We start from the raw sequence: 25,430 nt of genomic DNA on the forward strand, positions 1-25,430 counted from the left end.
CAGATTGGCTATATACCATGCATTATTCTAAACTCCATGGACATTTTTGCTGTGAAATTCCGAGGGGCTGATGCCCGTCATTCTTTTGAAAATTCTGCTGAAATAAAATTCATCCGTAAAACCAAGGGTTTGCGCAACCTCTTTGATTTTCATGTCTCCTTCGAGAATCAGCTCTTTCGCTTTATCAATTTTCATTTTATTAAAGAACTCTATAATCGAATAACCTGTGATTTCTTTGAACGCTCTCGACAAATAAGCAGGTGACAGCTGTACTAATTCTGACAATTCACTCAAACTCACTTTATGATTGAGCTTTTGATGCATATAGTTAATGATTTTTTCCACCTTTAAGGAAGTGGAATAATTTTGACTTTGTTTTTGTGTATTTTGAGCAATCGCGATGATAAGCTGCTGTAACAAAGTCTTCGCTACAAATTCATATCCCGGCAGCTTGGTATTCCAGCTTTGAATCATTGTTCCGAAGATATCTTCTACCTGATAATAATCCTTCAATTCATTTACCGGTTGAAGATGGAGCGTTCCTACATGACCATTAATTCCCCATTCCTCTTCGTTCATGCTCACCTTCGCATAGTTGAAATGAACGGACAGAAAGCATAAGGGATCTTCAGCATCGATCTCTATTGAATGCTTAACCCCTGGAGAAATGTAGAATAACATACCCGCTTTAAACGAATACCTTTTGTGTTCGATCATAAAGCTGCCCTTCCCTCCAGTCACTAAGAGAAGTTCATGATGCTGAAGGGTTCTGACAAGCTTGCTCCAATTTCTCTTGGGGTCATTGAAGTATCTATAATTACAATACAGAATGTGAAAAAAAAGATTACTTAGATTCATAAAATCCCCCATATGTATCGTCTTGGAGTAACCCGCTTTAATCATTGTATTATTTAGTTCTAGAAATCGCAAAAAAGAGTTTTACTAAGGTCCTACACATAAAAGAACCCACCCTGTAATTGAACTTCACCTCTATGGTAGAACACCGTTCGAGGCGCATTTCATTAAAGAGCGGATTCTCAGAACAATCCTTATGGTTTCTGGATAAACAATTGTGTCCAATAATGTTGATATTGGCTAGTAGCTGTTCCCCCTACATAACCAACCCCAATATCCGTAAAGCGAGGATCTAAAATATTTGCTCTATGACCAGCACTATTCATCCATGATCTCATTACTGCTTCAGGTGTTGCTTGTCCCTCCGCAATATTTTCTCCATAAGCACGCCAAGCCACTCCAAATCGATCTAACATCTGTGAAGGAGTACCGTAAGTTGGAGAAGTATGACTAAAATAATTATTATCCCTCATATCTCTTGATTTCAAAACTGCAAGATCGGTGAGCCGAGAATTAAGAGTTAATGCAGCAATTCCTCTACTCGTCCGTTCTTCGTTAACTAATCGAAAGACTTGAAGTTCAAATGCATTGGCTTGTCTGATATGAATCCTTGATTGCCCTACTCTTTTCGTTGTTTTACTCGAAGTACGTTTCACTGTTGAGCCTTTGGAAATAGAACTTTTCACTCTTCTTATTGATGATATTCTTTTTCTCATAATTTCCCCTCCAGCAATGTATTTATAACAATATATTGTGGAAGAGGTTTTCACGCTTGTACTTAAGTCTATAATACTACTATAAATTTACTTGACTTGTATTAGTTACTTTATGTTAATATAAACAAAACCATAACGTTGATATATCATCTATATTTGAATTAGGAGAGATCATATGGATTCCAAAGACCCGCTTGGTTTAGTTATTCGAGATTTGCATTTAGAAATAGCCAATTATTTGACCAAATTGCTTGCCCCTGTTCGACTTGCTCCTGAACAACATTTACTTATGGCTTTGCTGCTGGAGAAAGAAGGTTTATCTCAGAACGAGATTGCTTATAAGCTTGGGAAGGACAAAGCCAGTGTTGCCCGAATGATCGCTAGCTTAGAGAACAAGGGTTACATTCATAAAGTAACAAGTACGCAAGATCGTCGTTCGGTAAATGTTTTTGTAACAGACGAAGGTAGACAATTAGAAACTAAGATAAATGAGGTGACTATCCAATTAAACGAAATTATTGCAACAGGATTATCTCCTGCGGAATATTCAACACTAAAAACTTTATTAACGCGTGTACAGAATAATGTAAGAGATGCATAAATGATTTTCGCTGTCCTATAGTTGACATATCATCTATTCTATATAAAAAATGAATCTATTTCTGAAAAGAGGTTTCTTCCTATCATGGAATCAACAGCAGCTGTTCAAGTTAAACGTCCCGCCCTTATGGCCTTTTCACTTATGCTTGGTGCATTCGTCGGGCTATTTAGTGAAACCGCCTTAAATATGGCTTTTACCAACTTAATGGATGAGTTCTCAATCAGTGCCTCAACGGTTCAATGGCTAACCACCGGATATTTACTTGTATTGGGAATCCTCGTTCCAATATCCGCCCTATTAATGCAGTGGTTTACCACTAGACAATTATTCACTGCTTCTTTGCTATTATCTATCGTAGGTACATTAATTGCTGCCCTCTCCCCAAATTTCACCTCGTTATTAATTGCGCGTTTAGTGCAAGCCTTGGGAACTGGTTTATTACTCCCCCTAATGACGAACATTATTCTAATTATTTTCCCTGCACATAAACGCGGAACCGTCATGGGGATGATGGGACTAGTGATTATGTGTGCACCAGCCATCGGCCCAACTTTATCCGGTTTGATTGTGGATCATTTGGGTTGGGCGTTTATCTTTTGGATAAGCTTACCTTTATTATTATTTACATTTGGATTTGGATTAACCTTCATCAAGAATGTAGCCAACATTACTAAGCCAAAAATAGATAGTTTATCCATCCTTCTTTCTACTTTCGGATTTGGAGGCATCGTATTTGGATTTAGCAACATCGCTGATCATGCTTTAAGTGAAATCATTGTCTATCTGCCTCTTATCGTTGGTCTCATCAGCTTAATCCTGTTTGTATTAAGACAGTTTAAGTTGGAAACGCCGATGCTAAATTTACGAGTTTTTAAATATCCAATGTTTACAATAGGTCTGGTGATGGTCTTTTTAGGAATGATGATCATTTTATCCTCTGCCATTTTATTGCCCTTATATTTAAAAGGAGGGTTATTATTATCAGCTACAGCTGCAGGAGTTCTACTCCTTCCAGGCAGTGTGATTAACGGAGCTATGGCTCCAGTTACTGGGAGAATATTCGATAAGTTCGGTCCGAAATTTTTGCTGCCGCTTGGGTTTTCCATTGCAACAATTGCTGGTTTTCTATTTACAGGCAACTCTACTGAAACTAGTAGCCTAACCTTTATTCTCATACACTGCGCAATGTTTATCGGATTAGCCATGGTCATTATGCCCGCTCAAACCAATGGTTTAAATCAATTACCTGTGAAATACTATCCGGATGGGGCTGCGGTTATGAATACACTTCAGCAAATCGCAGGAGCCCTCGGTACAACTTTTGCTGTTACACTAATGTCTAGCGGACAAACGCGGTTTGCGAACACAAATCCAACAGCAACACAGCCTGAAATTTTAACCGCTGGAATTACACATGCATACTTATTTATCGCAGCAATTGCAGGAATCGGATTGATTTTATCGTTTTTTGTGAAGCGTATTAGAGTTTACTAATTGTAATCAAAAAAGACAGTGGACATGAGTGGTCAAGCCCCCATTTTATAGACACTGAAAAAAGACCCTAGGCAATAAGCTGTTTCCGGTACTCTACCGGAGGCAGCTTATTTAACCTTCGTTGTGGCCGATGTTGGTTATAAAATCGAATGTAATCTTCAATTTTCCTTTGTGCCTCATCCATATTTCGGATATCATAAGGATAGAGTCCTTCCGTTTTGAGATGCGAGAAGAAGCTCTCCATAGAGGCGTTGTCATAACAATTGCCTCGGCGAGACATGCTGATTCGGGCCCCAACCTTTGGCAGCATGTCGTGGTATGCATGAGACGTGTATTGGAATCCCTGATCGCTGTGAACGATCAGTCCAGTCACGTCTTTTTGCTGACTCCACGCCTGCTCAAAGGTCCGGAGAACCAGTTCGTTGTCGTTCCTAGCGCTCATTTGATAAGCGATAATTTCGTTATTGAATAAATCTTTAATCGCAGAAAGATAGAGCCACTTTTCGCCTACACGATATTGCGTAATGTCTGTCACCCATTTTTGGTTGGGAGCATCCGCTTTGAAATCCCGTTTCAAAATATTTTTCGCCACACGGTCTCCTTCAGAAGTAGCATAATTACAACGATGTTTTCGGCGGATCCTCGAACGAATGCCTAAATCCTGCATAATTCTGAGTACCTTCTTATGATTCATCCAAACCCCGTGGTCTTGTAGCAAGAACAATTGAATTTGGCGATAACCGTAGACTCCTTCATACCTTTCATAGACCTTCTGAATGAGCGCCTTTGCTTCCTGATCCCGATCTGTTCCTTTGCGCTTCATGAAAGCGTAGTATCCACTTCTAGAGACCCTAAAGAGTTTACACAGGTTGCTAACGGCATACTCTTTTGCAGCGTTCTCAATGACTCTATATTTGTGCGTTTCACCTCCTGCATCCAGATTTCCAAACACTTTTTTAGCATTTCATTTTCCCGTTTGAGCTTTTGAACATACCTATCTTGATCGATATATTCAATACGACGCCCCCGTTGATCTAGTAGCCCAAATTCCCCTAGCTCTCGGTATTTCTTCATCCATCTCTTTACCCGTCCTTGATCTTGTATCTCAAAATGCTCCGTAATTTTCCGATAAGTCCATCTTTCCTCCACATGTAAACGAATGGCCTCTTTTTTAATCTCATCTGAGTAATTTTTAAACTTCTGTCCTTTAATCGCCATAAAAATGCACCCCCTAGAATTTCATCGGATAAACCAGGGGTTTTTTCCAATGTCTATTCTAAGGGGTGCACTTCATGAGATGTCCGCTGTCTTTTTTTTTAATCCATAAGTTTCTCATAAAATACTAAAGTTAATTTATCGTTTATTACCTTTGTTTCTTCCGTTCGTTTATACCCTACCTTTTCATATAAATAGCAGTTCCTCTGCTCTTGTTCAATACTATCCAGCTCCCACTTTTTTACATCGCTATATCTATGTTCAATGATTGCAAAAACCTGCTGGGCAATCCCCATTCCCTGGTATTCTGGCATAATAAATATGGGGCTGACACGATAAGTCTTATTCTCCTTTTTAACGATTCGGACCCCGCCCACAGCAATATCAGAATTCTTAATCATAAAATAATCTGTAAAAGGCTGATTAATTCGATCTATCATTTTTTCTACGGACTCATTGGCTGGGCTCGTTTCATAATCCTTATATTTCTCCAGTAATGGCATAAAGGCTTTGACTTGCATTTGATGAATAAATTCTGCATCACTTACGCCTGCTTTACATAAAGAAATTCCCATGAAATTTGTCCCCTTCAAATATTTCCTAATATAAAGACCATCAGATATTCTTTTTATCACCCGATTTAGAGGAATCTCTAAAAGAGCCCGAAATGCCCGTAAAAAGTCCAATTATACCAATAAACATTCCTATCCCGCGACCGTCCTCATAGGCTAATATCACAACTGCTCCAAATAATGTGGTGTGAAGGCCAAAAAGTTGAGTTTGTAGCACACTAGGTCGGATAAAATCTAATAATGCTCCTGCGTGAAACATTACCGTAACTAACACAACTAGGGCGGTTAAAATCAATAATCCTAAATTTAGCATGATAACCTCCGTTAGAATATTATTAACAACAAGGTTTATCGTTTGTTTTTAGGTATGATATAGAGCGACCCGTCTTCCTTGTATTCAGCATAAGCAATATCCTCAATGCGTTTATAACCTTGCTCCTCGATCCATTCGTGGATCAGCATCTTATTCATCGGTCTGCCACGCATGGAATCTTCCAGTAGCCTGCCCTTATCTATAATTGTAATAGAAAAATCAGAAGACTGCTCCGGCTGCCCATCTTCAGACTTGCGCATAACCGACAAAGAACCGTTCGTTTCAAGCAAAGCATACTTTACTTCACTTAGAGAAAATATATTTTGCTGCCGCAGCATAAACAGCAGTTGGGTAAACTCGATATCATATTTCTCCATCAAATCCTGATTTACTTTACCATCGTCGATTAGCAACACTGTCCGACCTTCCGCCATGTTCCCGAACTTCACAAAATGGGTAGTCGCCTTTTCAAACAAATAAGACAAAGCGGTCCAGACGAATAGAGCAAACAGCAGCTGCCAGATCTTCACCTCATCATCGTATATCGTATTACCTACAATCTCACTTAAAATCAATGATGACAGGAAATCGAGTGGTGTCAATTGGCTAAGCGTCTTGCGGCCAGTAATAAAGGTAATAATCCACAAACCAAAGAAGCTGATGATCAGTTTGACACCTATAGTTATAAAAACCTCCATAGCCGCACCTCCTGATGGATTAATACAGGCTCGTAGCCTTTTTACACAAAATCCATTCATGAGAGGTATTACACTTTCCTAATAAAGGATAAACAGTCCGATTAAGTTGGGATAGTGATAAGAAACGTTGTTCCTTTGCCTTTTTCGCTATCGACTTCAATATTTCCTTTTACCTTATCAATGGTACTGTAGACCATTAGCATTCCCAGTCCTGTTCCTTCTGCTTTGGTAGAATAATACGGCTTACCTAGACGTGATATTTCTTCCTTAGTCATTCCAATGCCAGTATCTCGAATACTGATGATAATATTTTGTTTTTTTTCCGAAATATCAATGAACAGGGTGCCGCCTTCTTTTTCTTTCATGGCTTCAATTCCGTTTTTATAAAGATTAATTAGACATTGCTGTATTTGGTTCCGATCATAGTTTTTTTTTAACGAATTATTAAAACTAAATTTGACCTCTACTTTGTGCATAGTGGCATAAGGCATGATGATATTTTTAGTATATTCAGACTCCGCCTTCATATTAGAATAAACCATATTTTCGGACTGTGGCTTGGCAAAAGAGAGATAATCACTCACGATTTTTTCAGCCCTCTGTAGTTCTAGCAGAGATAGTTCTACGTATTGTTTTTCCTCTCGGGTGATCGAATTAGATTTATTCAACAGTTGTAAAAAACCGCTGGTCACTGTAAGTGGATTTCTTATTTCATGTGATACACTAGCCGCTAGCTCGCTGACGACATTTAATCTTTCAGAATGCATAATTCGGTCGCGATTCTTAATATTAGTAATTATCTTTTCTATTAGAATCATATTGATACTCATCACCCCGGCATGCGTCGTAAAGGCATTTAAGGTGAGAATCCAGAATTCCCTATTTAAACTTCCCTGTGTTAAACCTAATGTAATTAGGTAAAATCCCATCGTCAGAAAAGAGATGCTCGTTGCCGCGATGATGCGACCTTTCGACTCTAATTTTAAGAACCTTTTACTATATAGTGGGACCAGGATCAGGATTGTGGTGGCAAAAAGAAAGGATTGTAACGTCCCCTCTCCCCCCACATAGAATCGATAGATATTTAAAAGGATATATAGCGGCAGAACGTTCTTGTACCCGCCAAAAAGAGCCACAATAATAAATGGGACATATCTCAAATCAAAAATAAAGCCAATATCGAGTTTAAACGGTTTAGCAATACAAAGACACATGGTCACTGCCGACAATAGAACTAGAATCTTACTATTATAAGCAAAAGCTCGATTCTCAAAGAAAATTAGAAACATTAAGATTGGAAACAATAAAAACAAGAAATTCAAAAGCAAAGTCTCAAACAAAGGATAACTTCCTTTCAGGCTAGTGTTGCTTAAAATAAAGGATAGGACAGCGTGCTGGAAAAATACGCTAAAGTAATATTATAAGTTAAAGTTCCTCCTATTAACTATGTATTTCTCAACCATTTTTAAAATAATAAAAAAAACACCTGACGGCGTCCTTAGAGGTAAAGTTACAAGCTGAGTACATCCGTAATTCCATACTCGTATCCGTGTGAGGTTCTGCTTACCAACCGTATAGCCTTTATTTCGATGAAAAAAGCACATATATTAGGGACGGACCACATTGCACTTATTCCCTAATAACAAGCCCATTCCGGATGAATCAGGGCGCTGGCTCGTTTACGTTACCGGTGGCACATTGTATTCGGTTTTTCGCATACATTTGGCTCGTTTGCGTTACCGGCGGCACATTGTATTCGGTTTTTCGCATACATTTGGCTCGTTTACGGTACCGGCGGCACATTGTATTCGGTTTTTCGCATACATTTGGCTCGTTACGTTACTGTCGGCACATTTGTATTCGATTTCTCGCATACATTTAGATCGTTTATGTTTCCGGCGGCACATTGTATTCGATTTCTCGCATACATTTAGATCGTTTATGTTTCCGGCGGCACATTGTATTCGGTTTTTCGCATACATTTAGATCGTTTACGTTACTGTCGGCACATTGTATTCGGTTTTTCGCATACATTTAGATCGTTACGTTACCGCCGGCTCATTGTATTCGATTTTTCGCATACATTTGGCTCGTTTACGTTACCGGTGGCACATTGTATTCGATTTCTCGCATACATTTGGCTCGTTTACGATACTGTCGGCTCATTGTATTCGATTTTTCGCATACATTTAGCTCGTTACGTTACCGACGGCACATTGTATTCGGTTTTCCGCATACATTTGGCTCGTTTACGATACTGTCGGCACATTGTATTCGATTTTTCGCATACATTTCGCTCGTTTACGATACTGTCGGCTCATTGTATTCAATTTCTCGCATACATTTGGCTCGTTACGTTACCGGCGGCACATTGTATTCGATTTTTCGCATACATTTGTCCGTAAGCTCGACTAAAACATGCATTTCGGAGGATATAAGGTCCACTCGGTCCGTTCTACATCCCAAAGAGGCGTGTGCTTAATAAAAAATAGAGCTCCCCATGGCCAGCAGTTGAATATAGGACCATCCATTGAATTTGTTTCACATTTCTCCGCAAGCTCAAAATTTTACAAATTCTTTTATTGCAAAAAACATTCAACGGATGCTTTAATGATGCGATGATATTCTTACTCGTAATTTATTTAACGAATCGAATTATGATTATTTTGTCTTTTGTAAACCTCTCATTATGATCGATACAAGCAATATTCCTAAGCATCCCCCTGTAATAGGCGAAACCACAAGAATACCAATTATATTCTTGCTCGAACTAAAAAGTATCTTCATACTGGTTACCGCTATCGCAACAACAACTACTAATGCCCAGAAAATAATCTTTTGTTTCGTAGATACCTCTGGGATTGTCTTTACCGTTTCATAGTGTCGATACAAAGAACTAATTATCATCCAGGTTAACATGAGTAATCCGAATACCGAAAAAGAATGCTGCAGTATTTTATAAAGAGGGAAGTTAAAAATCGTTAGATCTCTTAGTGGGGGATATTGACCTACAAAGTAACCATTGAGATGTGTAAATCCATCGATGAACACATGAGTTAAAAAACCGATAATCACAGATAAGATAAACGCTGTCCAGCCTGTAGAATTCAATCCCCGCTTGCTCAAGATATTGTATGCTCGTTGATCTATATTATAGTATGAAGGAAGATGCAATACTAAACTCTCTTTAACTATTCTATGGAAAATCACTGCAAGGATCACACAAAGAGGAATCGCCTGCAATATTAATCCTTTTATAGAATGCCCTATACTTTGATAAGGCTCAAGCATAATAAAATATTCAAAATCAGGCGACATACTTCCTAATATTAGGCCGGTAGCACTAAAGTATTTTGGTTTCAAATATTTAAAAGGAAGGCCAAAAATAGGATGAGCAAAAGTAAAAGGCATAACCATCTCCAATTGTTAATTATAATTTTTTAGCCACAAAGGTTATACAATCTGTTGTTAGTTTTACGGGCTCTCCGTTTCTATCAATTTTATATTCTAATGATTTTACAAATCGTTGTCGAACTTCCCATCCCGCGTACTGATCAACTAATAATTCTATCATTCTTTCTGTAGAGATATTCACTTCAAACATTGGATCTAGTTCTTGTCCATTTTCAAGGTTTACCTCTTGTATGTTCGATCCGATAATAATACAATTAACTCCATTTATTTTTGTCCCGCAGATCATTTCATTAAGTTTTCTTTCCAGTGCCTTTTCCGAACTTACATGTTCCAAGGAAGAAACTGCTAAAATAATGTCATACTCCTCTTGATCGATAATGAAATACTCAATGTCTGACAATCGTGTCACAATAAAGGGCTCGACCCCAAACTTTTTACTATAACTCTGCAATTTATCAATGGCCGACTCCAATAAATCAACACAAACTACCTTACCGTTTCTATTTTTCATGGATTCCGCTATGGGGATACTATTCCTACCAATCCCAGCTCCTAAATCTAATACACTTAAATATTCTTGATCTCTGTATTCTTCTAATAGATCGATTACCGTCTTTACGGGTTTATGTAGCCATGAACCTGGCTCGAACAAATTATAACGATCGTAACACAAGTCATGATATTTCTTCTCTTCCACCCTAATATTCGCTACTCTGTCCATATCTCACCTCGGGCTTTCTACATCAAGCATATTTATTTTCTCTAGCCGTTCAATGAATTCATTTGCCTGACTTCTTGTTTTTTATATTCAAATCAGGTCTAGTTTTCTTATAATACATAATTCGCCGGTCCAAAATCAAAGTCGCAATAGGGTCGTTAGCTCGCCTTCAATAATTTCGCCGCTGTCACAGAAGCCGAAGCTTTCATAAAGTCTTTTAGCGGGCAAGTTATCAGCCTTATAAGAAATCCAGCAATATTGTGCGGGACCTGCTGGTAAGGTGCGGATAAATTCCAAAATTCTTGTCATGGCTTCTCGACCGTATCCCTGATTCTGGTATCGTTTATCAATCATTAGGCGCAGGATACAATAGCTATCGTTCACGAATGATGGAACTTCATATCCAGTGATCCCATAAGTCAACATCACAAAACCAACCGGCTCTTCATCCGCATAAATCGCAAACGGAATTGGATGACGACCATTGGTAACAAGGACATAACACGAAGCCATACTTGATAAATTTGACGCAACGAAGCGACGTTGATCATCTGAAACTTCCAGGTTAAAAATGGCACGTCGGTTTTCTAGTGTAATCTTTCTGAGAGTAATCATGCTGGTCTTCCCCCTTCATTAAATGAATAATTAGGCTTGGATATTATATCATCATTTTCCATGTATTGTAGCGATATTCTGCCTACTAGCCGAAAAAGGCTACCCATTAATCGGCAGCCAAGTTAAAGTATTTATTTGATCTCAGACCTTATGGAAATTTGCCATTGTAAAGCATGTCTTTTTATTTCCCTAGAAATCCACCTTCAGATTTTATCACTTGCCCCGTAATCCATTGCGAATCATCACTCGCTAAGAAACTAATCCCTCTAGCTGCATCTTCTGGCAACCCAATTCTCCCCATAGGAAACATAGGCAAAAAATGAGCTTTCATCTCATCTGTTATCCAGCCGGAATCCGTAGGACCCGGATCAAAAGTAAGCGTCAAACAGCCCACACCTTGACACCAAGATGAGGGCTCGATTTTAGAATGAGGTTAGGATTTCAATACCCGACAGATCGGTGGCAAAGCGGCTGACCAAGGCAAGAACGGGTCCAGCGCTTCTGGATCTTTCAGATCAGGGAGTTGTGGAAGCTGTTCAAATAGAAACTTCAAGTACTGGAACGGATTCAGTCCGTTTTCTTTTGCCGTTTCCATCACGCTATAGATGACTGCACTAGCCTTGGCTCCGCGTGGGGTGTTGGCAAAAAGCCAGTTTTTGCGTCCAATCACAAACGGTTTAATCGCCCGTTCGCTGCGGTTATTGTCGATCTCCAGGCGTCCGTCCTTCAGGAAAGCGGACAACTTCTCCCATTGATTCAGGCAATAAGTGATCGCTTGGCCCAGGGCACTCTTGGGCAGGACGCGAGACTTTTGCTGACGCAGCCATACTGAAAAAGCATCCAGAATCGGGCGGCTGCGCTCCATTCGGACGTTCTCTCGTTCTTCCGGCGTCGCATCCTTCAGTTCTCGCTCCACCGCGAACAACTGATTGCAGAAGGTGAGTCCCTGCTGCGCAGCCGTTCCAATCCTGGCTTCGGAGGCGGGCAAGGCCTTCAGCGCTTCGTCAAACTTGCGGCGCGCATGGGCCCAGCACCCGACCAGAGTCACCCCGGCTACCTTATGGTAGCCAGGGTATCCATCCACGTGCAGGTATCCCCTGAATCCGGCCAGGAAATTTCGGGGATGCTCCCCGCCACGCGCCTTGCAGTATTCGTACAACACGATGGGCGGTCCACTGCGTCCGGTCCGATACAACCACAGGTACGACTGCGACTCGGCGGACTTTCCAGGCTCCCGCAGCACCTGCAGCGTCGTTTCGTCCGCATGCAAAATCTCCTGCCCTAGCAAATGTTCTTTCATTCGCTCAAACAGCGGCGTCAGCCATTGATCTGCCCCATACATCATCCAATTTGCCAGGGTCTGCCGCGAGAGCGTCAGCCCGAGCCGGGCAAACTGTTGCTCCTGGCGGTAGAGAGGCTGACTCTCCACATATTTCTGGTTCATGACATGCGCCAGAATGGACGGTGAAGCCAGACTGCCGGGATAGACCGATTTCGGCATAGGAGCTGTGACAATTGGAGTCTGAATCGCTTCGCGTTCACACCGGCGGCAGGCATACACCTGCCGAATGTGACGCAAGACTCTGACTTCTGCTGGAATCACGGTGATTTCGTTGCGGGTCTCCGTGCTCATAGGATGAAGGTCTCCGCCACAGCACGCACAAACCTGCTCCTCTTCAGGCAGTTCATAGTGAAGGGTATCGATAGGTAATTTCTCCAGTTTGGCCTCGCGAGTGTCCGTCCATTTCTTGCGGCTGTAGGTAAGGGTCTCGGTTTGCGGCTCTTCGGAAGCCGGGGTCGCTAACACCTCGGCTTCATTGAACAGGTTCATCTCGAGCTGATCCGGATGGGTCTTCTCGCTGGAGGTGCCGAAGCGCTTATGCTGGGCCAGACGGAACTGTTCCTCGTACCACTGAAGTTTAGCGGTCAATTCGGCATTTTGCTGTTCCAGCTTGGCCTTTTGTTGTTGGAGTTCTTCTATTGTAGATGAGGGGTTCGCTTGATTTTCCATACCCTAAAATTTCGACAACACGGATGATTTCCCTGCTACCAGGCCTGCAAAAATGAAAAATCCGTTAAACGACGGTCTGAGCCTTGACCTGTTTATGGGCCTGCCGCTGGTGAAGGGAAAGCCCATCCAAGAGCCAGCGAAGTTCGCGAAAGGAAAGGGCAACCGGCGAGTCGCCAGGGCCCGGCCACTGGAAGGTTCCTCGTTCCAGGCGGCGGTACAGCAGCCAGAAGCCATTATGTTCCCAGTAGAGCATTTTGAGTTTGTCGCGCTGACGGTTACAAAAGACAAACAGACAAGGCGCGAACGGATCGAGCTGAAATCGCTCCTGAACCAGGGCGGCCAAGCCGTCGATGGACTTGCGTAAATCTGTGCTGCCGCCGGCTAAATAGACCTTTTCCGGCAGCGTCAGCATAAGGCCTCCAGCGCTTGAACCACTTGACGAAGCAGTTCAGGAGAAAAACCTGTCTGTACGTCAAGAGAGGCCGGACCGATACGAAGCGTCAAGGAGGAAGACGAGGAACGCGGAGAAACGGTCACCGGAATAAAGGAAGGGGAGGAAGAGCAAGGCTGGCTGGAATCGATTTTGCGGAGCCAATATTTCAATTGATGTAAGGTCAAGCCCTGTGCTTCGCACCAGGCAGACATGGAAAGGCCACTGGTCCGATAGTCCCTGATGCGTTCTGTCCACTCATACTGGCGTTGTTCGGCATTGGTCATCTGGCAGATCTCCTTGATTTAAGATATGCCTATGATCTCATGGCTGGCGTTGGGTTTACAGGTGGGCTAGGTTTGACGCTTACGATCAAAACCATTGACTGTGATATGTAGTGGGGCTAAACCAACCGAAAGAGGTTCGATCAACCCTATTAATGCACCCTTTGTCAGTATATACGCCAGGTTATTAGGATCAGGGCCTTTTGAAACCATAAAGATAATTCTACCTGGAGTCCCCTTTGGATGATTCTTTTCGAATCTCTTGGCAAACTCAGTGCTGAGTAAAACCGTGCCTCGATTGTTCACTACATAATGTTGATCTAATGAAGTGATATTCAGGTTCTGATAATTCGTCGGCACACAGTAAGCCGCATTATTAATCAAAATCGAAGCCTTTCCTAATGACTCTTCCACCTGATCCATAATCTTTATCGAGATTTCAGGATTGGCAAAATCTGCTTCCATATGGCTTGCCCTGACTCCCAAACTTTTCAGTTCTGCACATAGTTGATCCGGCCATTCTTTTTCTCCACCATTCCCTTCTGTTTCATCAAAGGGATGCCAATGCGTAAAGAAAATATCCACCCCCTGGCTTGCAAGTGAACGGCATATGGCTGTACCGATCCCTGTGGATCTGCTTGCTCCAGTAACGATTGCTATTTTATATTTTAATGAGTTCAGCTATAACACCTCCGATCATTTCAGCTTCGTTCCTCTACAAGTTCAAACGCTCTGTTCTTTTCATCAAACTTGCCGTTATGCGAGGAAACCTGCACTCTTGTTGGCGCATCAGGCTCGATATACATCTTAGCACTATTCACGGCTAAAGCCGCGTCCGTGAAAGCTCCAGCAATAAGATACAGCTTACTGCTGTAATTTGCAATATCACCAGCCACAAATACACCCGGAAGATTGGTTGCCAGCTTCTCATCCGCATTAAAATTCCAATCCGTTCTCGCTAACCCCCAATGTAACATCGGACCGAGATTACCGCTGAGCCCATGATTAATTAAGACGGCGTCCACCTCGATACGCTCCTGTTCTGTTTCATCCGTCCACTCCCCGTCTTCAGTTAATGGCGCAATCGAAACAGCATCAAGGAGCGTGCCATCCCCGTATAAACACGTAATGGAATAAGGCGTGAGGACTTGAACACCAGATGCCATCATCCGCCTCACATTCCGCTCCAGACCGCTGAAGCGGTCCCGGCGGTGCACGAGCGTAACCGATGAAGCGATACCCACTAGTTCATTAGCCCAATCAACAGCTGAATCACCGCCTCCGGAGATTAACACTTTTTTACCGCGAAAGCTTGCCAATTCCGTAACGGTATAATGGAGATTTTCCTTCTCGTAATTCTCCGCTCCAGGCAGGCTAAGCTTAGCAAGCTTTAACGCACCATGACCTACGGCCAAGATCAGCGTCCGGCTCCAATGCTGTTCTCCGGTTGCAGACGTTATGCGTATCGTGCCATCAACCAATCTCTCCAACCCTGTAATTTGTTGCCCTAGCACAATGGTCGGATCAAAGGTTTGAGCTTGCTGAATCATGAGCTTTGTAAGTTGAGCGCCACGAGTAGGCCCCATGCCACCGACATCCCAGACGATCTTTTCCGGATATATTAACGTCCTTCCTCCGAGCTCCTCTCTCGCCTCAATCAGCTTCGTCTTCATGTCGCGCATGCCGCTGTAAAAGGTAGCATACAAGCCCGCCGGCCCTCCACCGATAATGGTTACGTCAAAAAGCTCCAATCCCCGAGTCATTCTTTGCCTCCCTCTGTTCTCAATCCCCACGAAAGGGGATCTAGATCTTCTTGCGCTTAAACAGCAGATACATGAAAAAAGGAGCACCAATGCCTGCTGTGAATACGCCGGCCGGAACATCTAGCGGCTGAAAAAGCATTCTTCCTGCCAAATCCGCCAACAGTAGAATGATCGCACCTATCAACGCGGATACCGGGATGATCAGCTTGTAAGAATTTCCGACAAGCATTCTGGCTATATGCGGTGCCATCAATCCGATAAACGATATCGTCCCGGCTACGCCAACTGCAGCTCCGGCAAGTGCAACACTATAAAACAAGAGAATCATCCGGCTTAGCTGAACCCTGCTTCCAAGCCCAATAGCGACATCCTCACCTAAGGATTGCACATTTAATTCCTTTGCAAGCAGAAACGATAAAGGAATGAATACTGCTACCCACGGCCACAGCACTTCAATGTAACTCCAATTGGTACCGTAGATGCTTCCCGTCATCCAATTCAGCACTTGAGCGGCCAAATAAGCCGGCCCGCTAATTAGCAGGAATGTAGTGAGCGCACCCATTGCTGTAGAAATGCCAATGCCGATCAGCACCAGCCGAAACGGTGACACACCTTTTTTCCAGGCAAATACATAATTAATGGTGGTCGCAACCAACGCGCCGCCGATGGCAATGAACGGTACCCAGTGGATACTGTAGCCGGTCACGAAAGTCATAAAGGCAACCACAGCTACCGACGCTCCCCCGGTTACACCCAGAAGATCAGGTGAAGCGAGCGGATTGCGAATGACACCCTGTAACAGCGCACCTGCTACAGCCAATGCTGCGCCAATGAGTATTGCGGCTGCTATTCGAGGCAGTCGGAACTGCATAATGATCAGGTTACTGGCTTCTGCGTTTCGCCCCGTAAGAGAAGCAAGTACCTCTTTTAATGGTACGCTAACTCCCCCAACGGATAAACTAAGGAGCGACAAGGCGGCAACGAGACAAGTTAAACCTAAAAACAACAAGAATGAATGCTTTGCTATACGCGATTTAAGCATGCTGTTTCCTCCTAGCCACATGGATCAGAAAAGGAACGCCGATAATCGCCGTTGCGACACCAACCGGAACTTCTCTTGATTCCAGAATAAAGCGCGATGCTAAATCCGCAGTCACCAAAAGAATCGCCCCAACTAATGCGGTATAAGGAAGCAGCCATCTGAAATCATGCCCAACGATGTATCTGCATAAGTGAGGGACAATCAGTCCTATGAAAGCAATCGGACCAGCTGCTGCTACCGAGCTTCCCGCCAATAGTACAATGGCCGTAGCCGACAGCACGCGGACCAGCGTTAGACGCTGTCCCAAGCTCTTCGCGCTATCGTCTCCAATCGCCATAATATTTAATGAGCCCGATAGTAATAATGAGATCGTCATTCCTATGGCCATATAAGGTAGAACCATCAGTAAATGCTCCAGATTTCTTCCTTCTACAGAGCCGATCATCCAGAATAGAGCGGATTCCAACGACTGCTTATTAATTAAAATAATGCCGGATGTAATAGAGGAAGCGAAAGCTGCCATACAAGCGCCGGCCAAGGTCAGCTTTATCGGCTCGAAACCGCCTCCTTGCAATCCAAGCGTATAGACGACCACCGAGGTTGCGACCGCACCTGCAAAAGCAAGCCAGACCATGCCGCTCATCGTTAACGAGGAACCGAATACGAGTAGCCCGATGACAATAAATAGCACAGCGCCCGCATTTACACCGAAAACAGAGGGCGAAGCCAGCGGATTTTTGGTCAGAACCTGCATAATCGCCCCGGCTACTGCTAAACTTGCCCCCACCAGTGCCGCAATCAGTGTTCGGGGAACACGAACCCTCGTCAGAATAAGATGTTCATTGGAACCGTTGAATTGACTGTAAGCCAGCCATAGATCTTTCAAGCTGAATTGATGAAGACCGTACAATACACTGCATAACATACTAATTAGAAGCAAAAGCGTGCCGACAACCAGGCCGGCGAGCTTTCGCTTGCTTAGGAAAGAACCATTCACGTCTACACCGAGCCTCCTATTCATTGGCAGTCTTAACAACTTAACTGCCGGAATCATCAACAAGCTGACGCGAATACAGCGTCAGCTTATTGATTCGATACGCCTTTATTATTTCACATCAAAGTATTTAACGAGTTCGTCCAGCAACAGATTGGCTGCCTCATATCCGCCTGCTGAGTTCCAGATCGCTTCATCGACTTGAATCACCTTGTTGTTCTTAGAAACGCTCAAATTTTGGAACAACGGATCTTTTTTCCATTCCTCCACGACCTTCGATGCATCGTCCTTGCCCGGAGTCTCCGACACGAAATAGAAGAGCACATCACCATCCATGCTAGGGATCGTCTCTTTGGTCATAACTTCGATAAAGGAATCTTTATCCTGCGACTCAGGCCGTGCAATTCCTAATTGGCTCAAGAGCACGCCGGAGAACGTTTGCTTCTGATAGATACGCACTTGTTTCGCGGAGAAGCGGACTACAGATACTTTCGTGTCTGCTTTGCTACCAAGCTTCGCCTTGACTTCTGCAACTCTTTTATCGAAGTCCGCCATCGCCTGCTCTCCTTCTTCCTGCTTGTTTAAAGCTTCGGAGTAGAGTTTGAAATTGATTTTCCAATCTCCCGCCAGGTCATCGGAAAATACTGTCGGAGCTATCTGCTTTAATTGGTCGTAGATTTTCTCTTGTCTGACCTTATTACCGATAATCAGATCCGGCTTGAGGCTCGCGATCAATTCAATATTCGGCTGAAGCTCGTCTCCCACAACCGTAACACCTTCCATGTCTTTCTTGATATGGTCGTACCAAGGGTCACCAATCCAAGACTGAACGGCTCCGACCGGTTTGATGCCAAGTGCCAAAAGTGCCTCTGTTCCTTCATTGGTCAATATGACAACACGTTCAGGGGCGCCGGTAAGCGTTTCTTCCCCCATCGCATGCTTAATCACTCTTGTGTCATTGCTTACATCTGTCGAAGGACTTGCAGCTGGACTTGCGGAAGTTGCAACATTATTAGTAGACGTGCTGTTACTTGTTGGTGTGACATTCGTTCCCCCTGTCGAGCATGCACTCAAAAAGAGAACGAAACAAAATAATAAGGTTGCTGCCATTGTTGTTCTTGACTTACGATACATCAGTATTTCCCCTTCTCTTTTATATTGATAATGATTCTCAAACTCATTACCAATATAACGTTGCTGCCTTCTAGCAACAATGGGAGATCTGAACACGAAGGATGGATTATTTCGACGTTGCTCCTGTTGTAACGCAGCTTCTTTAAAGCTAGTGGGAGAAACACCCTCGTATTTTTTGAAGATACGGCTGAAATAATAGCTGTCGGTATAGCCTACACTCTCGGCAATTTCCTTCAGCGTGAAATCTGTGGAAAGAAGCAGATTCTTCGCTTTGCTCATCCGCAATTGAATCAAATAATCGATCGGGCTCGTTCTCACTTGCTTCTTAAAGGCGTGCAGTAGCTGTCTGGAGCTGCAACTAAGATGTTCAAGCAGCGTCTCAAGCGTTATCGGTTCCCGATAGCGTTCATGAATATAACGAACTGCTTGGGCAACCAAGTCAGGCTTAACGGCTATGATATTCTGGCGTTCCATCTGCCCTAGAATTTCATAAACCATTTGATAAAATATCGCTTTAACTTGAAGCTTATTGAGTAGATCTGAACGATGCCACTCCTTGCTCATGGAGGTGACATGATGGAAAACGGAAATCGGATAATGGGGCTTAAAAACATATTGCATTTGAAACGGATTGTGCTTCTCCATCAGCTTGATCGTTTCTTGACGGGATGGTAGTGCTAGTACCGCTTTATACAAAATAATATAGTATTCCAGCAGCTCATCTGCCGTAATATCAAGATAGAGACCCTTTCCCCCATGGAGCAAGGAAAACCGGCTGACGCGGTGTGCTATGCCATCCAGTTGGAGATGTGCGCTACCTCTAGTCACATATAAGAAGACGCTTGAGGGCATTCTGTACGCATGCAGCTCCTCGCCTTGTTCCATTCTTGTATGTCGTATATCTAGGATCTTAATGAATGCCTGATTCCATAGCAAAGCTTGATCATTCAATGTCACCGTCTTGCGCTCCCCCTTCTCTATCACTCCATGTTGAGAGATTTATACCCCCATCATATATGATAATGATTATCATTTACAATGATATTAGCAGAACTATTTTCCAGCGTTGTTACTGACAATGGAACGTAAAAAAGACGAGCAACCCTTGATTGGTTCGCTCGTCTTTTCTATCAAACTTATTAAATGTTTTATTTCCTTCGCATAGCTGATGTGTAGTGAAGGATCTTCGACACGCATTCCTCTAAAGAAATCTTGTCTGTCTCTACGATCACATCCGGGCAAATAGGCTCTTCATATGGAGAGTCAATACCTGTAAAATACTTGATTTGTCCGGCTCTTGCTTGTTTATATAGACCTTTCGGATCTCTCTCCTCACATACTTCCAGAGGGCATTGCACATAGACTTCCTTGTAGGAATCCCCAATGAGAGAACGGACCTTTTCACGTGTGGAGCGGTAAGGAGAGATCGAGGCAACGATCACATTCAGGTTCGCATCAAGCAGGATTTTTCCAATCTCACCAATTCTTCTGCCGACTTCCAATCGATCCTCTTCGCTGAATTGTAAATCCTGATTAATTCCTTTCCTCAATGTATCACCGTCCAGAATGTAGCAGTTCTCAATGTGCTTTTTCAGTTCCTCAGCAAGTGTTGATTTACCTGAACCCGATAACCCGGTCAGCCATATCATTTGATTCATTAATACGTACCTCTTCCTGCTTAATTCTATTGTTAAAAATCCCTTGTATAGTTACTCTAGCTTAAAAACAATCTCAGTGCCTGTCCCATCCTTCTTTATGGGTACACTAAATTCCTTAAACACTAATGTAATACCGGAGATATCATCTGGGAGAGGTGGAGATACTACGTAGTTATAGGCTGCATGTCCTGATGAACTTCCACCATTCGTCATTCGACAATCATACGATTTATCTATATATAACTCAAAGTGGTTAGGTTTATTAGCATATAATTCAGAGGTAATATCCCAATCCATACTAAGCGTGATAACACTTGCATTACTGTATTGTCGTATAGAGGTCAGTGTATAGAAGAACTCATCTGCCTCAATAGATTGTAGAACAGCAACATGTTTTCTAAAATCAGTTGGCTCAACCATCGGCTTAAAATGTTCTTCATTAAATAATGTCCCAAATACCGATTTCAAAAAATCCTCGTAAAGTTCAAACTTGCCCGCCCAATCAGAAATATACTCAAATGGTGGGAATCCTGGATTATTATCTGAGCATTCTTTACGTTGTTTTATCAATGCACAAATCTGCTCATCGATCTCAATAATTTGTTGATCATAATGCTCAGTGGGGCGTATATATGGCATTCGTTTCATCGTAGACCTCCTCATTGCAATTCTTTTCATTCATATGCTCATTAGACTAGCGTTACTTTAACAAACTATTTTATACATTTAAACACGAGAAAAAGTGGGATTCTCATCCTTCTCATATACTCGCCTTCACTATCAAAAAACTGAGGATTTGGTGTACATTCTCTAATATCCTCTATTTTAAATCCTACATTTTTCAGTGACTGAAAATACTCTTCAAAAGTTCTATGGTACTTAACTACACTTTCTCCAATCCAAGGCTCCATTCTCTTACCCATTTCAAAATAATTATCGACGATCCAGTCCGACTTTCTTTCTGAAGTTGTTGCACTTTTCATGGATGATGTTAGAACCGGATGCTGTACACTAAAAATAAACTGACCATTAGGGATAAGCGCACTACGGATACTATCAAAGATTGGTTCTAGGTCTTGTAAATAATGAATAGCTAACCGAGAGATTACCAAATCATATTTCTCTTTTGGGTAATTCCAACTCTCCATAGTAGCATGATGAATCTCACTTTTAGATGTATTTAACAATTCTGTTGCCGCTTTGACCATATTACTTGAACCTTCCACACCTTCGTAAAAGTTACATCCCTGCTCAAGCAACTCATATCCGAACTTAGCATCCCCGCATCCTAAATCGAGCACCTTTTTCCCAAATACATCGCCCATTAGATCATATATAACCGGCTTTTCAATAATGTTATTTGGGCTATCCGCTCTGTTTCTTCTCAATAAATAGTTATAGAAAAAATCCGCATTGTCATACACCGATGACCCTTTGTAATCCAAAAAAATACCTCCTTGCTGCATAAAGTATACTTTTGGGTAATTTTAGCATTTAAAACAACCTTATACTACCAAAAAAAAACACCCCAAGGAGTCTCTCGGGACTGACCCCATAACGTGAGACAAATCAAAACACCTTCAAAAGAATGGAACCTTGTCGTAAGATAAGGAGATCATCTTGGAGGTGTTTTTGCATTGGCAACCAGAGTAAGTTATCCCGTGGAAATAAAGATGAAAGCTATAGAAATGAGATTAGCAGGCGTACCTGTGAAAGAGGTTATGGAGCAGCTCGGAATACGGAATAAGACACAGCTAAAGACATGGATGAGATGGAATCGAAATGGTGAACGGCATCGTTTGCAGCAGCCGGTGGGTAAACAGTACAGCTATGGAAAAGGTCCGGAGGACTCTTCGGAGCTCGAAAGAGTAAAGGCAGAGAACCGATTCTTAAAACAACAATTAGAACTGCTAAAAAAGTACGAGGAGTTGGAGAGGAGGTGGAACCAGAGGCCGTTATTGCCTGGATCGAATCCATTCGAAACGAAGTGACGGTGTCTGAGGCTTGTAGATGGCTCGGAATCGCAAGAACGACTTACTACCGCTGGAAAGCAGCTGTGGGGACAAAGCATACAGACAAAGTGGTGGAGAAAATCCGGGAGCTTTGCATCCGTCATAAATTCCGCTACGGGTACCGGAAAATCACGGCGCTCCTTCGGATAGAGCAGAGTATAAATCACAAGCGAGTCCAGCGGATCATGCAGTGTGAGGGGCTTCAGTGCCGCGTGAGGATGAAAAAACGAAAGGTGACTGGGCAATCTGTACACTCCTTTGAAAATCTGCTCAAGCGACAGTTTCATGCAGAAGCACCTCTGCAAAAACTCGTCACGGACATTACCTATTTGCCATTTGGCGGGAAGATGTTGTACTTCTCCAGCATTCTAGACTTGTACAATGGTGAGATTGTGGCTTACAGTATAGCAGATAAACAAGATACCTCTTTGGTGTTGGATACGTTAAATCAACTTCCAAAGCAGGAAAAGATGTTGCTGCATAGCGACCAGGGCAGCGTGTATACGTCCTTTGCGTACCAGGAAGCTGTAAAAGGAAAAGGCATTACCATGAGCATGTCCCGTAAAGGAACGCCCGCTGATAATGCCCCCATTGAATCGTTTCATTCCACCCTAAAGTCTGAAACGTTCTACCTCGAAGATCTCACATCTACAACGACTGCAATCGTTGTAGAGACCATTCGAGACTACATCATTTACTATAACTCATTTCGAATTCAAGCGAAACTAAATAACCAGTCACCGATGGATTTCCGGCGACTGGCTACTTAAACTTGTAAGGTGTTTTGATCCCTGTCTCACAAACGGGGGTCAGTCCCCTCTGAGGTGTCCAATTCTTAGTGTTTGATTGGCAACGTATAGTATCCAAAAGCAAGATCAAGTAATGCACTCGCTTCTTGGCGAAGCAAGGGCTTTTTAGAACGAAAATCGACAGACCCGTCATCATTCACTTTCGTATCTGGATCTACAATGCCTTGTGACACTAATGCTATGATCGAATCAGTGGCCCATGAGTCTGTGTCACCTTTAAGCGTAATTTCTGAAGCTTGCTTAGCTTGTTTTAGATTTTGAATCATAACGGCTGCTACTTGTCTTGTGATGACAGCATTACGATCAATACTAGGAATACCTTTTTTCGTTAATTCTTTATTCCCCTCAATTAAATGAGGAAACCCGTACCATCCATGAGCAAGAATTAGAGCATCCATAAACTCACCTTGTGTCATGGTTCCCTGTGGTTCGAAATAGTTGCCAGATTTAGCACTTATCACATCAAGCGAATACAGGTTGTAGATGTAAGATTTATAAGCGTTGTCCTCAGATACATCAGCAAATGCTGGCTTCGTGTGAACCTTACGAGCATCTGAAACAAAGTCTGGGCTATTAGGATTCGTATAATAAAAGTATTCGATCTGATCTTTATGATCTTTTTTAAAGGCCAATTTGTTACCTAATTCATCTTCGAACAATAACGGATTAATCATTCGTAACGTATGTGTACCGCTAGTTCCAGTTTCCATAATCAGATTGCCATCAGCATAGGTGAAGTTCGATTTCAAGAAATAGAATCTCGTATTTAAATAAGTTCCAGTATATTTAGCGGCAACAGATGCATCCAATGGGAGATACGTTGGTGCCTCTGGAGCTTTCTTTTCAGGAAAATAGTGATCCATCAAGGCTTCATAGATATCTAAACTCATCATCGTGTCATTGTTATAGGACATGTAGAAAGCGGTATTCTCCTCTGGCAATAATACGATTAGGGATTGATGACCAGGCATATTTCCACCTTTGAGAACTACATGATAGCCATTCATCAGATCATTACGATACCCTTCAAATCCACCAATCGTCGTCATCGGAAGCAATTCATTCGCAAAAACGGAGTACGTTTGCATCATCTTTGTGGTTTCTTTACTAATAATTTGCTTTCCATTCACGCTACCTTGTTGTTGAAAAAGGGTTAAATACTTAGCCATATCTTCACCAGTTGAAAGGATGCTGCCCTGTGGCCCATCGGTAGGAGCATGCCCAAAGGTTGGATGAGGTTTGCCATCTGGACCATAATGTGTGGCCATTCTTTCTAATAGTTCTGGGGTAAAACGTGCACTAGTAGAATTCATTCCTAACGGTTTGAACACATGGTTCTCCATATACTTATAAAACGGGGTACCACTTAAGTTCTCAATCGCATAGCCCGCAAGTAAAAAGGCAAAATTATCATAGGTATACGCTTCACCAGGTGTCCGAACGACCGTCGGCATATGCTCCGTCATAAACTTTTTCATGGGAATGTCTTGATCTACATATTCCGGTGCAACAAAGTTAGCTTTATCCGGGTAATCAAAGCCCGTTGTGTAAGATAACATATTTCTTAAGGTTAACGGAGTTTCCGTTTCATTAGGTACTTTCATTCCTCCAAGATACGCATTGATATCGTGATCAAGATCCATCTTTCCTTGTTCCACTAGCTGCAGAGCTGCTAGTGCGGTAAATGTCTTCGACACGGATGCGATCTGAAAGACAGTATCTTTATCGACAAGTGTTTTCTTTTCTTTGTCCGCATATCCGTACCCTTTATTCACGAGCACCTTTCCGTCTTTCACCACTACAAAATTAGATCCGTTCACGTTGTATTCTTTCATTTTTTGAGCAAATATAGGGTCCACGAAAGCCTCGATGTCTTTTCCATTAAAAGATCCTTTCGAACTGGTTGCGTTAGTGGAGACTGGTGCTGAACAAGCTGTAAATACAGTTGTTGATAATAGTAGTGCGATGACGCTGAGCCTGCGTGTCTTTTTCTTCATAATCCATTCTCCTCTATAGGGTGATTTGTGAATAGTGAACCTGTTCTGAGTATCACAAACGGAATGTCATTCAAGCTAGAAACGT

General features: G+C 42.5%; 26 protein-coding genes and 1 pseudogene. 3 read left to right on the top strand and 24 right to left on the bottom strand.

What is annotated here, in order from left to right:
* Positions 1-27 precede the first annotated feature (27 nt).
* Both NSU15_RS19345 and NSU15_RS19350 read right to left on the bottom strand, forming a co-directional pair.
* Positions 28-903 carry an AraC family transcriptional regulator gene (locus NSU15_RS19345; RefSeq protein ID WP_339287317.1) on the bottom strand — a complete coding sequence of 292 codons (876 nt, stop codon included), beginning with the start codon at positions 901-903 and terminating at the stop codon, positions 28-30.
* 146 nt (positions 904-1,049) lie between these two features.
* Entirely contained in the window at positions 1,050-1,571 is a 522-nt protein-coding gene (locus NSU15_RS19350; protein WP_076121156.1) for a CAP domain-containing protein, read from the bottom strand.
* A gap of 175 nt (positions 1,572-1,746) precedes the next feature.
* Between NSU15_RS19350 and NSU15_RS19355 the strand changes: the two genes are divergently transcribed.
* Positions 1,747-2,172 carry a MarR family transcriptional regulator gene (locus NSU15_RS19355; protein WP_076121157.1) on the top strand — a complete coding sequence of 142 codons (426 nt, stop codon included), beginning with the start codon at positions 1,747-1,749 and terminating at the stop codon, positions 2,170-2,172.
* An 84-nt stretch (positions 2,173-2,256) separates the two neighbouring features.
* On the top strand, positions 2,257-3,666 hold the full coding sequence (locus NSU15_RS19360; RefSeq protein ID WP_076121158.1) for an MDR family MFS transporter: 1,410 nt from the start codon (positions 2,257-2,259) through the stop codon (positions 3,664-3,666).
* 67 nt (positions 3,667-3,733) lie between these two features.
* Here NSU15_RS19360 and NSU15_RS19365 read toward each other — a convergent pair whose 3' ends face one another.
* The 21 genes and pseudogenes from NSU15_RS19365 to NSU15_RS19465 form a co-directional block, all read right to left on the bottom strand.
* Positions 3,734-4,570: an IS3 family transposase gene (locus NSU15_RS19365; RefSeq protein WP_339291227.1), complete on the bottom strand. Its 837-nt coding sequence runs from the start codon at positions 4,568-4,570 to the stop codon at positions 3,734-3,736.
* Positions 4,486-4,884 carry a helix-turn-helix domain-containing protein gene (locus NSU15_RS19370; RefSeq protein ID WP_042123336.1) on the bottom strand — a complete coding sequence of 133 codons (399 nt, stop codon included), beginning with the start codon at positions 4,882-4,884 and terminating at the stop codon, positions 4,486-4,488. Before NSU15_RS19370 ends, NSU15_RS19365 begins: the two co-directional genes overlap by 85 nt.
* Before the next feature lie 98 nt (positions 4,885-4,982).
* Positions 4,983-5,456 (bottom strand): GNAT family N-acetyltransferase, encoded by a 474-nt coding sequence (locus tag NSU15_RS19375; RefSeq protein ID WP_339287318.1) that lies wholly within the window; start codon positions 5,454-5,456, stop codon positions 4,983-4,985.
* Positions 5,457-5,496: 40 nt separating this feature from the next.
* The gene (locus tag NSU15_RS19380) at positions 5,497-5,766 is read right to left on the bottom strand and encodes a hypothetical protein (protein ID WP_042129211.1); all 270 of its coding nucleotides are present in this window, start codon (positions 5,764-5,766) and stop codon (positions 5,497-5,499) included.
* A gap of 35 nt (positions 5,767-5,801) precedes the next feature.
* A complete protein-coding gene (locus NSU15_RS19385) occupies positions 5,802-6,464 on the bottom strand; it encodes a DUF421 domain-containing protein (protein ID WP_042129213.1) in 663 nt (220 codons plus the stop codon).
* Positions 6,465-6,565: 101 nt separating this feature from the next.
* Positions 6,566-7,804, bottom strand: a complete 1,239-nt coding sequence (locus tag NSU15_RS19390; protein WP_042129216.1) for an ATP-binding protein — start codon at positions 7,802-7,804, stop codon at positions 6,566-6,568.
* A 1,321-nt stretch (positions 7,805-9,125) separates the two neighbouring features.
* On the bottom strand, positions 9,126-9,875 hold the full coding sequence (locus tag NSU15_RS19395) for a DUF4184 family protein (protein WP_339287319.1): 750 nt from the start codon (positions 9,873-9,875) through the stop codon (positions 9,126-9,128).
* A gap of 19 nt (positions 9,876-9,894) precedes the next feature.
* A complete protein-coding gene (locus NSU15_RS19400) occupies positions 9,895-10,599 on the bottom strand; it encodes a methyltransferase domain-containing protein (protein ID WP_339287320.1) in 705 nt (234 codons plus the stop codon).
* A gap of 135 nt (positions 10,600-10,734) precedes the next feature.
* Entirely contained in the window at positions 10,735-11,211 is a 477-nt protein-coding gene (locus NSU15_RS19405; RefSeq protein ID WP_339287321.1) for a GNAT family N-acetyltransferase, read from the bottom strand.
* Positions 11,212-11,392: 181 nt separating this feature from the next.
* A pseudogene (locus NSU15_RS19410) lies at positions 11,393-11,581 on the bottom strand (SDR family oxidoreductase); the annotation flags it as partial.
* 63 nt (positions 11,582-11,644) lie between these two features.
* A complete protein-coding gene (locus NSU15_RS19415; protein ID WP_076147732.1) occupies positions 11,645-13,222 on the bottom strand; it encodes an IS66 family transposase in 1,578 nt (525 codons plus the stop codon).
* Between the two features lie 64 nt (positions 13,223-13,286).
* Positions 13,287-13,634 (bottom strand): IS66 family insertion sequence element accessory protein TnpB, encoded by a 348-nt coding sequence (tnpB, locus tag NSU15_RS19420; protein WP_076147734.1) that lies wholly within the window; start codon positions 13,632-13,634, stop codon positions 13,287-13,289.
* Positions 13,628-13,939, bottom strand: coding sequence for a hypothetical protein (locus NSU15_RS19425; protein ID WP_076147737.1), 312 nt, complete (start codon positions 13,937-13,939; stop codon positions 13,628-13,630). Before NSU15_RS19425 ends, tnpB begins: the two co-directional genes overlap by 7 nt.
* A gap of 66 nt (positions 13,940-14,005) precedes the next feature.
* The gene (locus NSU15_RS19430; RefSeq protein WP_339291399.1) at positions 14,006-14,617 is read right to left on the bottom strand and encodes an SDR family NAD(P)-dependent oxidoreductase; all 612 of its coding nucleotides are present in this window, start codon (positions 14,615-14,617) and stop codon (positions 14,006-14,008) included.
* 20 nt (positions 14,618-14,637) lie between these two features.
* Complete coding sequence (locus tag NSU15_RS19435; RefSeq protein ID WP_339287322.1) at positions 14,638-15,699, bottom strand: NAD(P)/FAD-dependent oxidoreductase; 1,062 nt, start codon at positions 15,697-15,699, stop codon at positions 14,638-14,640.
* 40 nt (positions 15,700-15,739) lie between these two features.
* Entirely contained in the window at positions 15,740-16,741 is a 1,002-nt protein-coding gene (locus NSU15_RS19440) for an iron ABC transporter permease (RefSeq protein WP_076120701.1), read from the bottom strand.
* Entirely contained in the window at positions 16,734-17,738 is a 1,005-nt protein-coding gene (locus tag NSU15_RS19445) for an iron ABC transporter permease (protein WP_339287323.1), read from the bottom strand. The genes NSU15_RS19440 and NSU15_RS19445 overlap by 8 nt, the downstream gene beginning before the upstream one ends.
* A 108-nt stretch (positions 17,739-17,846) precedes the next feature.
* On the bottom strand, positions 17,847-19,826 hold the full coding sequence (locus NSU15_RS19450; protein WP_339287324.1) for an AraC family transcriptional regulator: 1,980 nt from the start codon (positions 19,824-19,826) through the stop codon (positions 17,847-17,849).
* A 191-nt stretch (positions 19,827-20,017) separates the two neighbouring features.
* Positions 20,018-20,527: an adenylyl-sulfate kinase gene (gene cysC, locus NSU15_RS19455; RefSeq protein ID WP_081389985.1), complete on the bottom strand. Its 510-nt coding sequence runs from the start codon at positions 20,525-20,527 to the stop codon at positions 20,018-20,020.
* 51 nt (positions 20,528-20,578) lie between these two features.
* Positions 20,579-21,175, bottom strand: a complete 597-nt coding sequence (locus tag NSU15_RS19460; protein WP_042129231.1) for a chorismate mutase — start codon at positions 21,173-21,175, stop codon at positions 20,579-20,581.
* A 65-nt stretch (positions 21,176-21,240) separates the two neighbouring features.
* Positions 21,241-21,972 (bottom strand): class I SAM-dependent methyltransferase, encoded by a 732-nt coding sequence (locus NSU15_RS19465; RefSeq protein WP_076120705.1) that lies wholly within the window; start codon positions 21,970-21,972, stop codon positions 21,241-21,243.
* 192 nt (positions 21,973-22,164) lie between these two features.
* Here NSU15_RS19465 and NSU15_RS19470 point away from each other — a divergent pair.
* A protein-coding gene (locus NSU15_RS19470) for an IS3 family transposase (RefSeq protein ID WP_339287325.1) occupies positions 22,165-23,309 on the top strand; the annotation gives its coding sequence in 2 pieces (ribosomal slippage) (positions 22,165-22,453 and positions 22,453-23,309; 1,146 coding nt in all).
* Between the two features lie 65 nt (positions 23,310-23,374).
* Here the strand turns inward: NSU15_RS19470 and NSU15_RS19475 are convergent.
* A complete protein-coding gene (locus tag NSU15_RS19475; protein WP_076120706.1) occupies positions 23,375-25,345 on the bottom strand; it encodes a serine hydrolase in 1,971 nt (656 codons plus the stop codon).
* Positions 25,346-25,430: the final 85 nt, after the last annotated feature.

It is taken from the genome of Paenibacillus sp. FSL E2-0201 (genome assembly GCF_037963325.1).
In the GTDB taxonomy this organism is placed as follows: Bacteria; Bacillota; Bacilli; order Paenibacillales; family Paenibacillaceae; genus Paenibacillus_AQ.

What these genes read in the sequence shown, in the direction of transcription:
- NSU15_RS19435 (WP_339287322.1), bottom strand. Translation starts at nt 15,699, where the DNA reads ATGACTCGGGGATTGGAGCTTTTTGACGTAACCATTATCGGTGGAGGG.
- NSU15_RS19355 (WP_076121157.1), top strand. Translation starts at nt 1,747, where the DNA reads ATGGATTCCAAAGACCCGCTTGGTTTAGTTATTCGAGATTTGCATTTA.
- NSU15_RS19360 (WP_076121158.1), top strand. Translation starts at nt 2,257, where the DNA reads ATGGAATCAACAGCAGCTGTTCAAGTTAAACGTCCCGCCCTTATGGCC.
- NSU15_RS19350 (WP_076121156.1), bottom strand. Translation starts at nt 1,571, where the DNA reads ATGAGAAAAAGAATATCATCAATAAGAAGAGTGAAAAGTTCTATTTCC.
- NSU15_RS19425 (WP_076147737.1), bottom strand. Translation starts at nt 13,939, where the DNA reads ATGACCAATGCCGAACAACGCCAGTATGAGTGGACAGAACGCATCAGG.
- NSU15_RS19385 (WP_042129213.1), bottom strand. Translation starts at nt 6,464, where the DNA reads ATGGAGGTTTTTATAACTATAGGTGTCAAACTGATCATCAGCTTCTTT.
- NSU15_RS19475 (WP_076120706.1), bottom strand. Translation starts at nt 25,345, where the DNA reads ATGAAGAAAAAGACACGCAGGCTCAGCGTCATCGCACTACTATTATCA.
- NSU15_RS19345 (WP_339287317.1), bottom strand. Translation starts at nt 903, where the DNA reads ATGATTAAAGCGGGTTACTCCAAGACGATACATATGGGGGATTTTATG.
- NSU15_RS19375 (WP_339287318.1), bottom strand. Translation starts at nt 5,456, where the DNA reads ATGGGAATTTCTTTATGTAAAGCAGGCGTAAGTGATGCAGAATTTATT.
- tnpB (WP_076147734.1), bottom strand. Translation starts at nt 13,634, where the DNA reads ATGCTGACGCTGCCGGAAAAGGTCTATTTAGCCGGCGGCAGCACAGAT.
- NSU15_RS19380 (WP_042129211.1), bottom strand. Translation starts at nt 5,766, where the DNA reads ATGCTAAATTTAGGATTATTGATTTTAACCGCCCTAGTTGTGTTAGTT.
- cysC (WP_081389985.1), bottom strand. Translation starts at nt 20,527, where the DNA reads ATGAATCAAATGATATGGCTGACCGGGTTATCGGGTTCAGGTAAATCA.
- NSU15_RS19440 (WP_076120701.1), bottom strand. Translation starts at nt 16,741, where the DNA reads ATGCTTAAATCGCGTATAGCAAAGCATTCATTCTTGTTGTTTTTAGGT.
- NSU15_RS19400 (WP_339287320.1), bottom strand. Translation starts at nt 10,599, where the DNA reads ATGGACAGAGTAGCGAATATTAGGGTGGAAGAGAAGAAATATCATGAC.
- NSU15_RS19405 (WP_339287321.1), bottom strand. Translation starts at nt 11,211, where the DNA reads ATGATTACTCTCAGAAAGATTACACTAGAAAACCGACGTGCCATTTTT.
- NSU15_RS19370 (WP_042123336.1), bottom strand. Translation starts at nt 4,884, where the DNA reads ATGGCGATTAAAGGACAGAAGTTTAAAAATTACTCAGATGAGATTAAA.
- NSU15_RS19415 (WP_076147732.1), bottom strand. Translation starts at nt 13,222, where the DNA reads ATGGAAAATCAAGCGAACCCCTCATCTACAATAGAAGAACTCCAACAA.
- NSU15_RS19460 (WP_042129231.1), bottom strand. Translation starts at nt 21,175, where the DNA reads ATGAAACGAATGCCATATATACGCCCCACTGAGCATTATGATCAACAA.
- NSU15_RS19395 (WP_339287319.1), bottom strand. Translation starts at nt 9,875, where the DNA reads ATGCCTTTTACTTTTGCTCATCCTATTTTTGGCCTTCCTTTTAAATAT.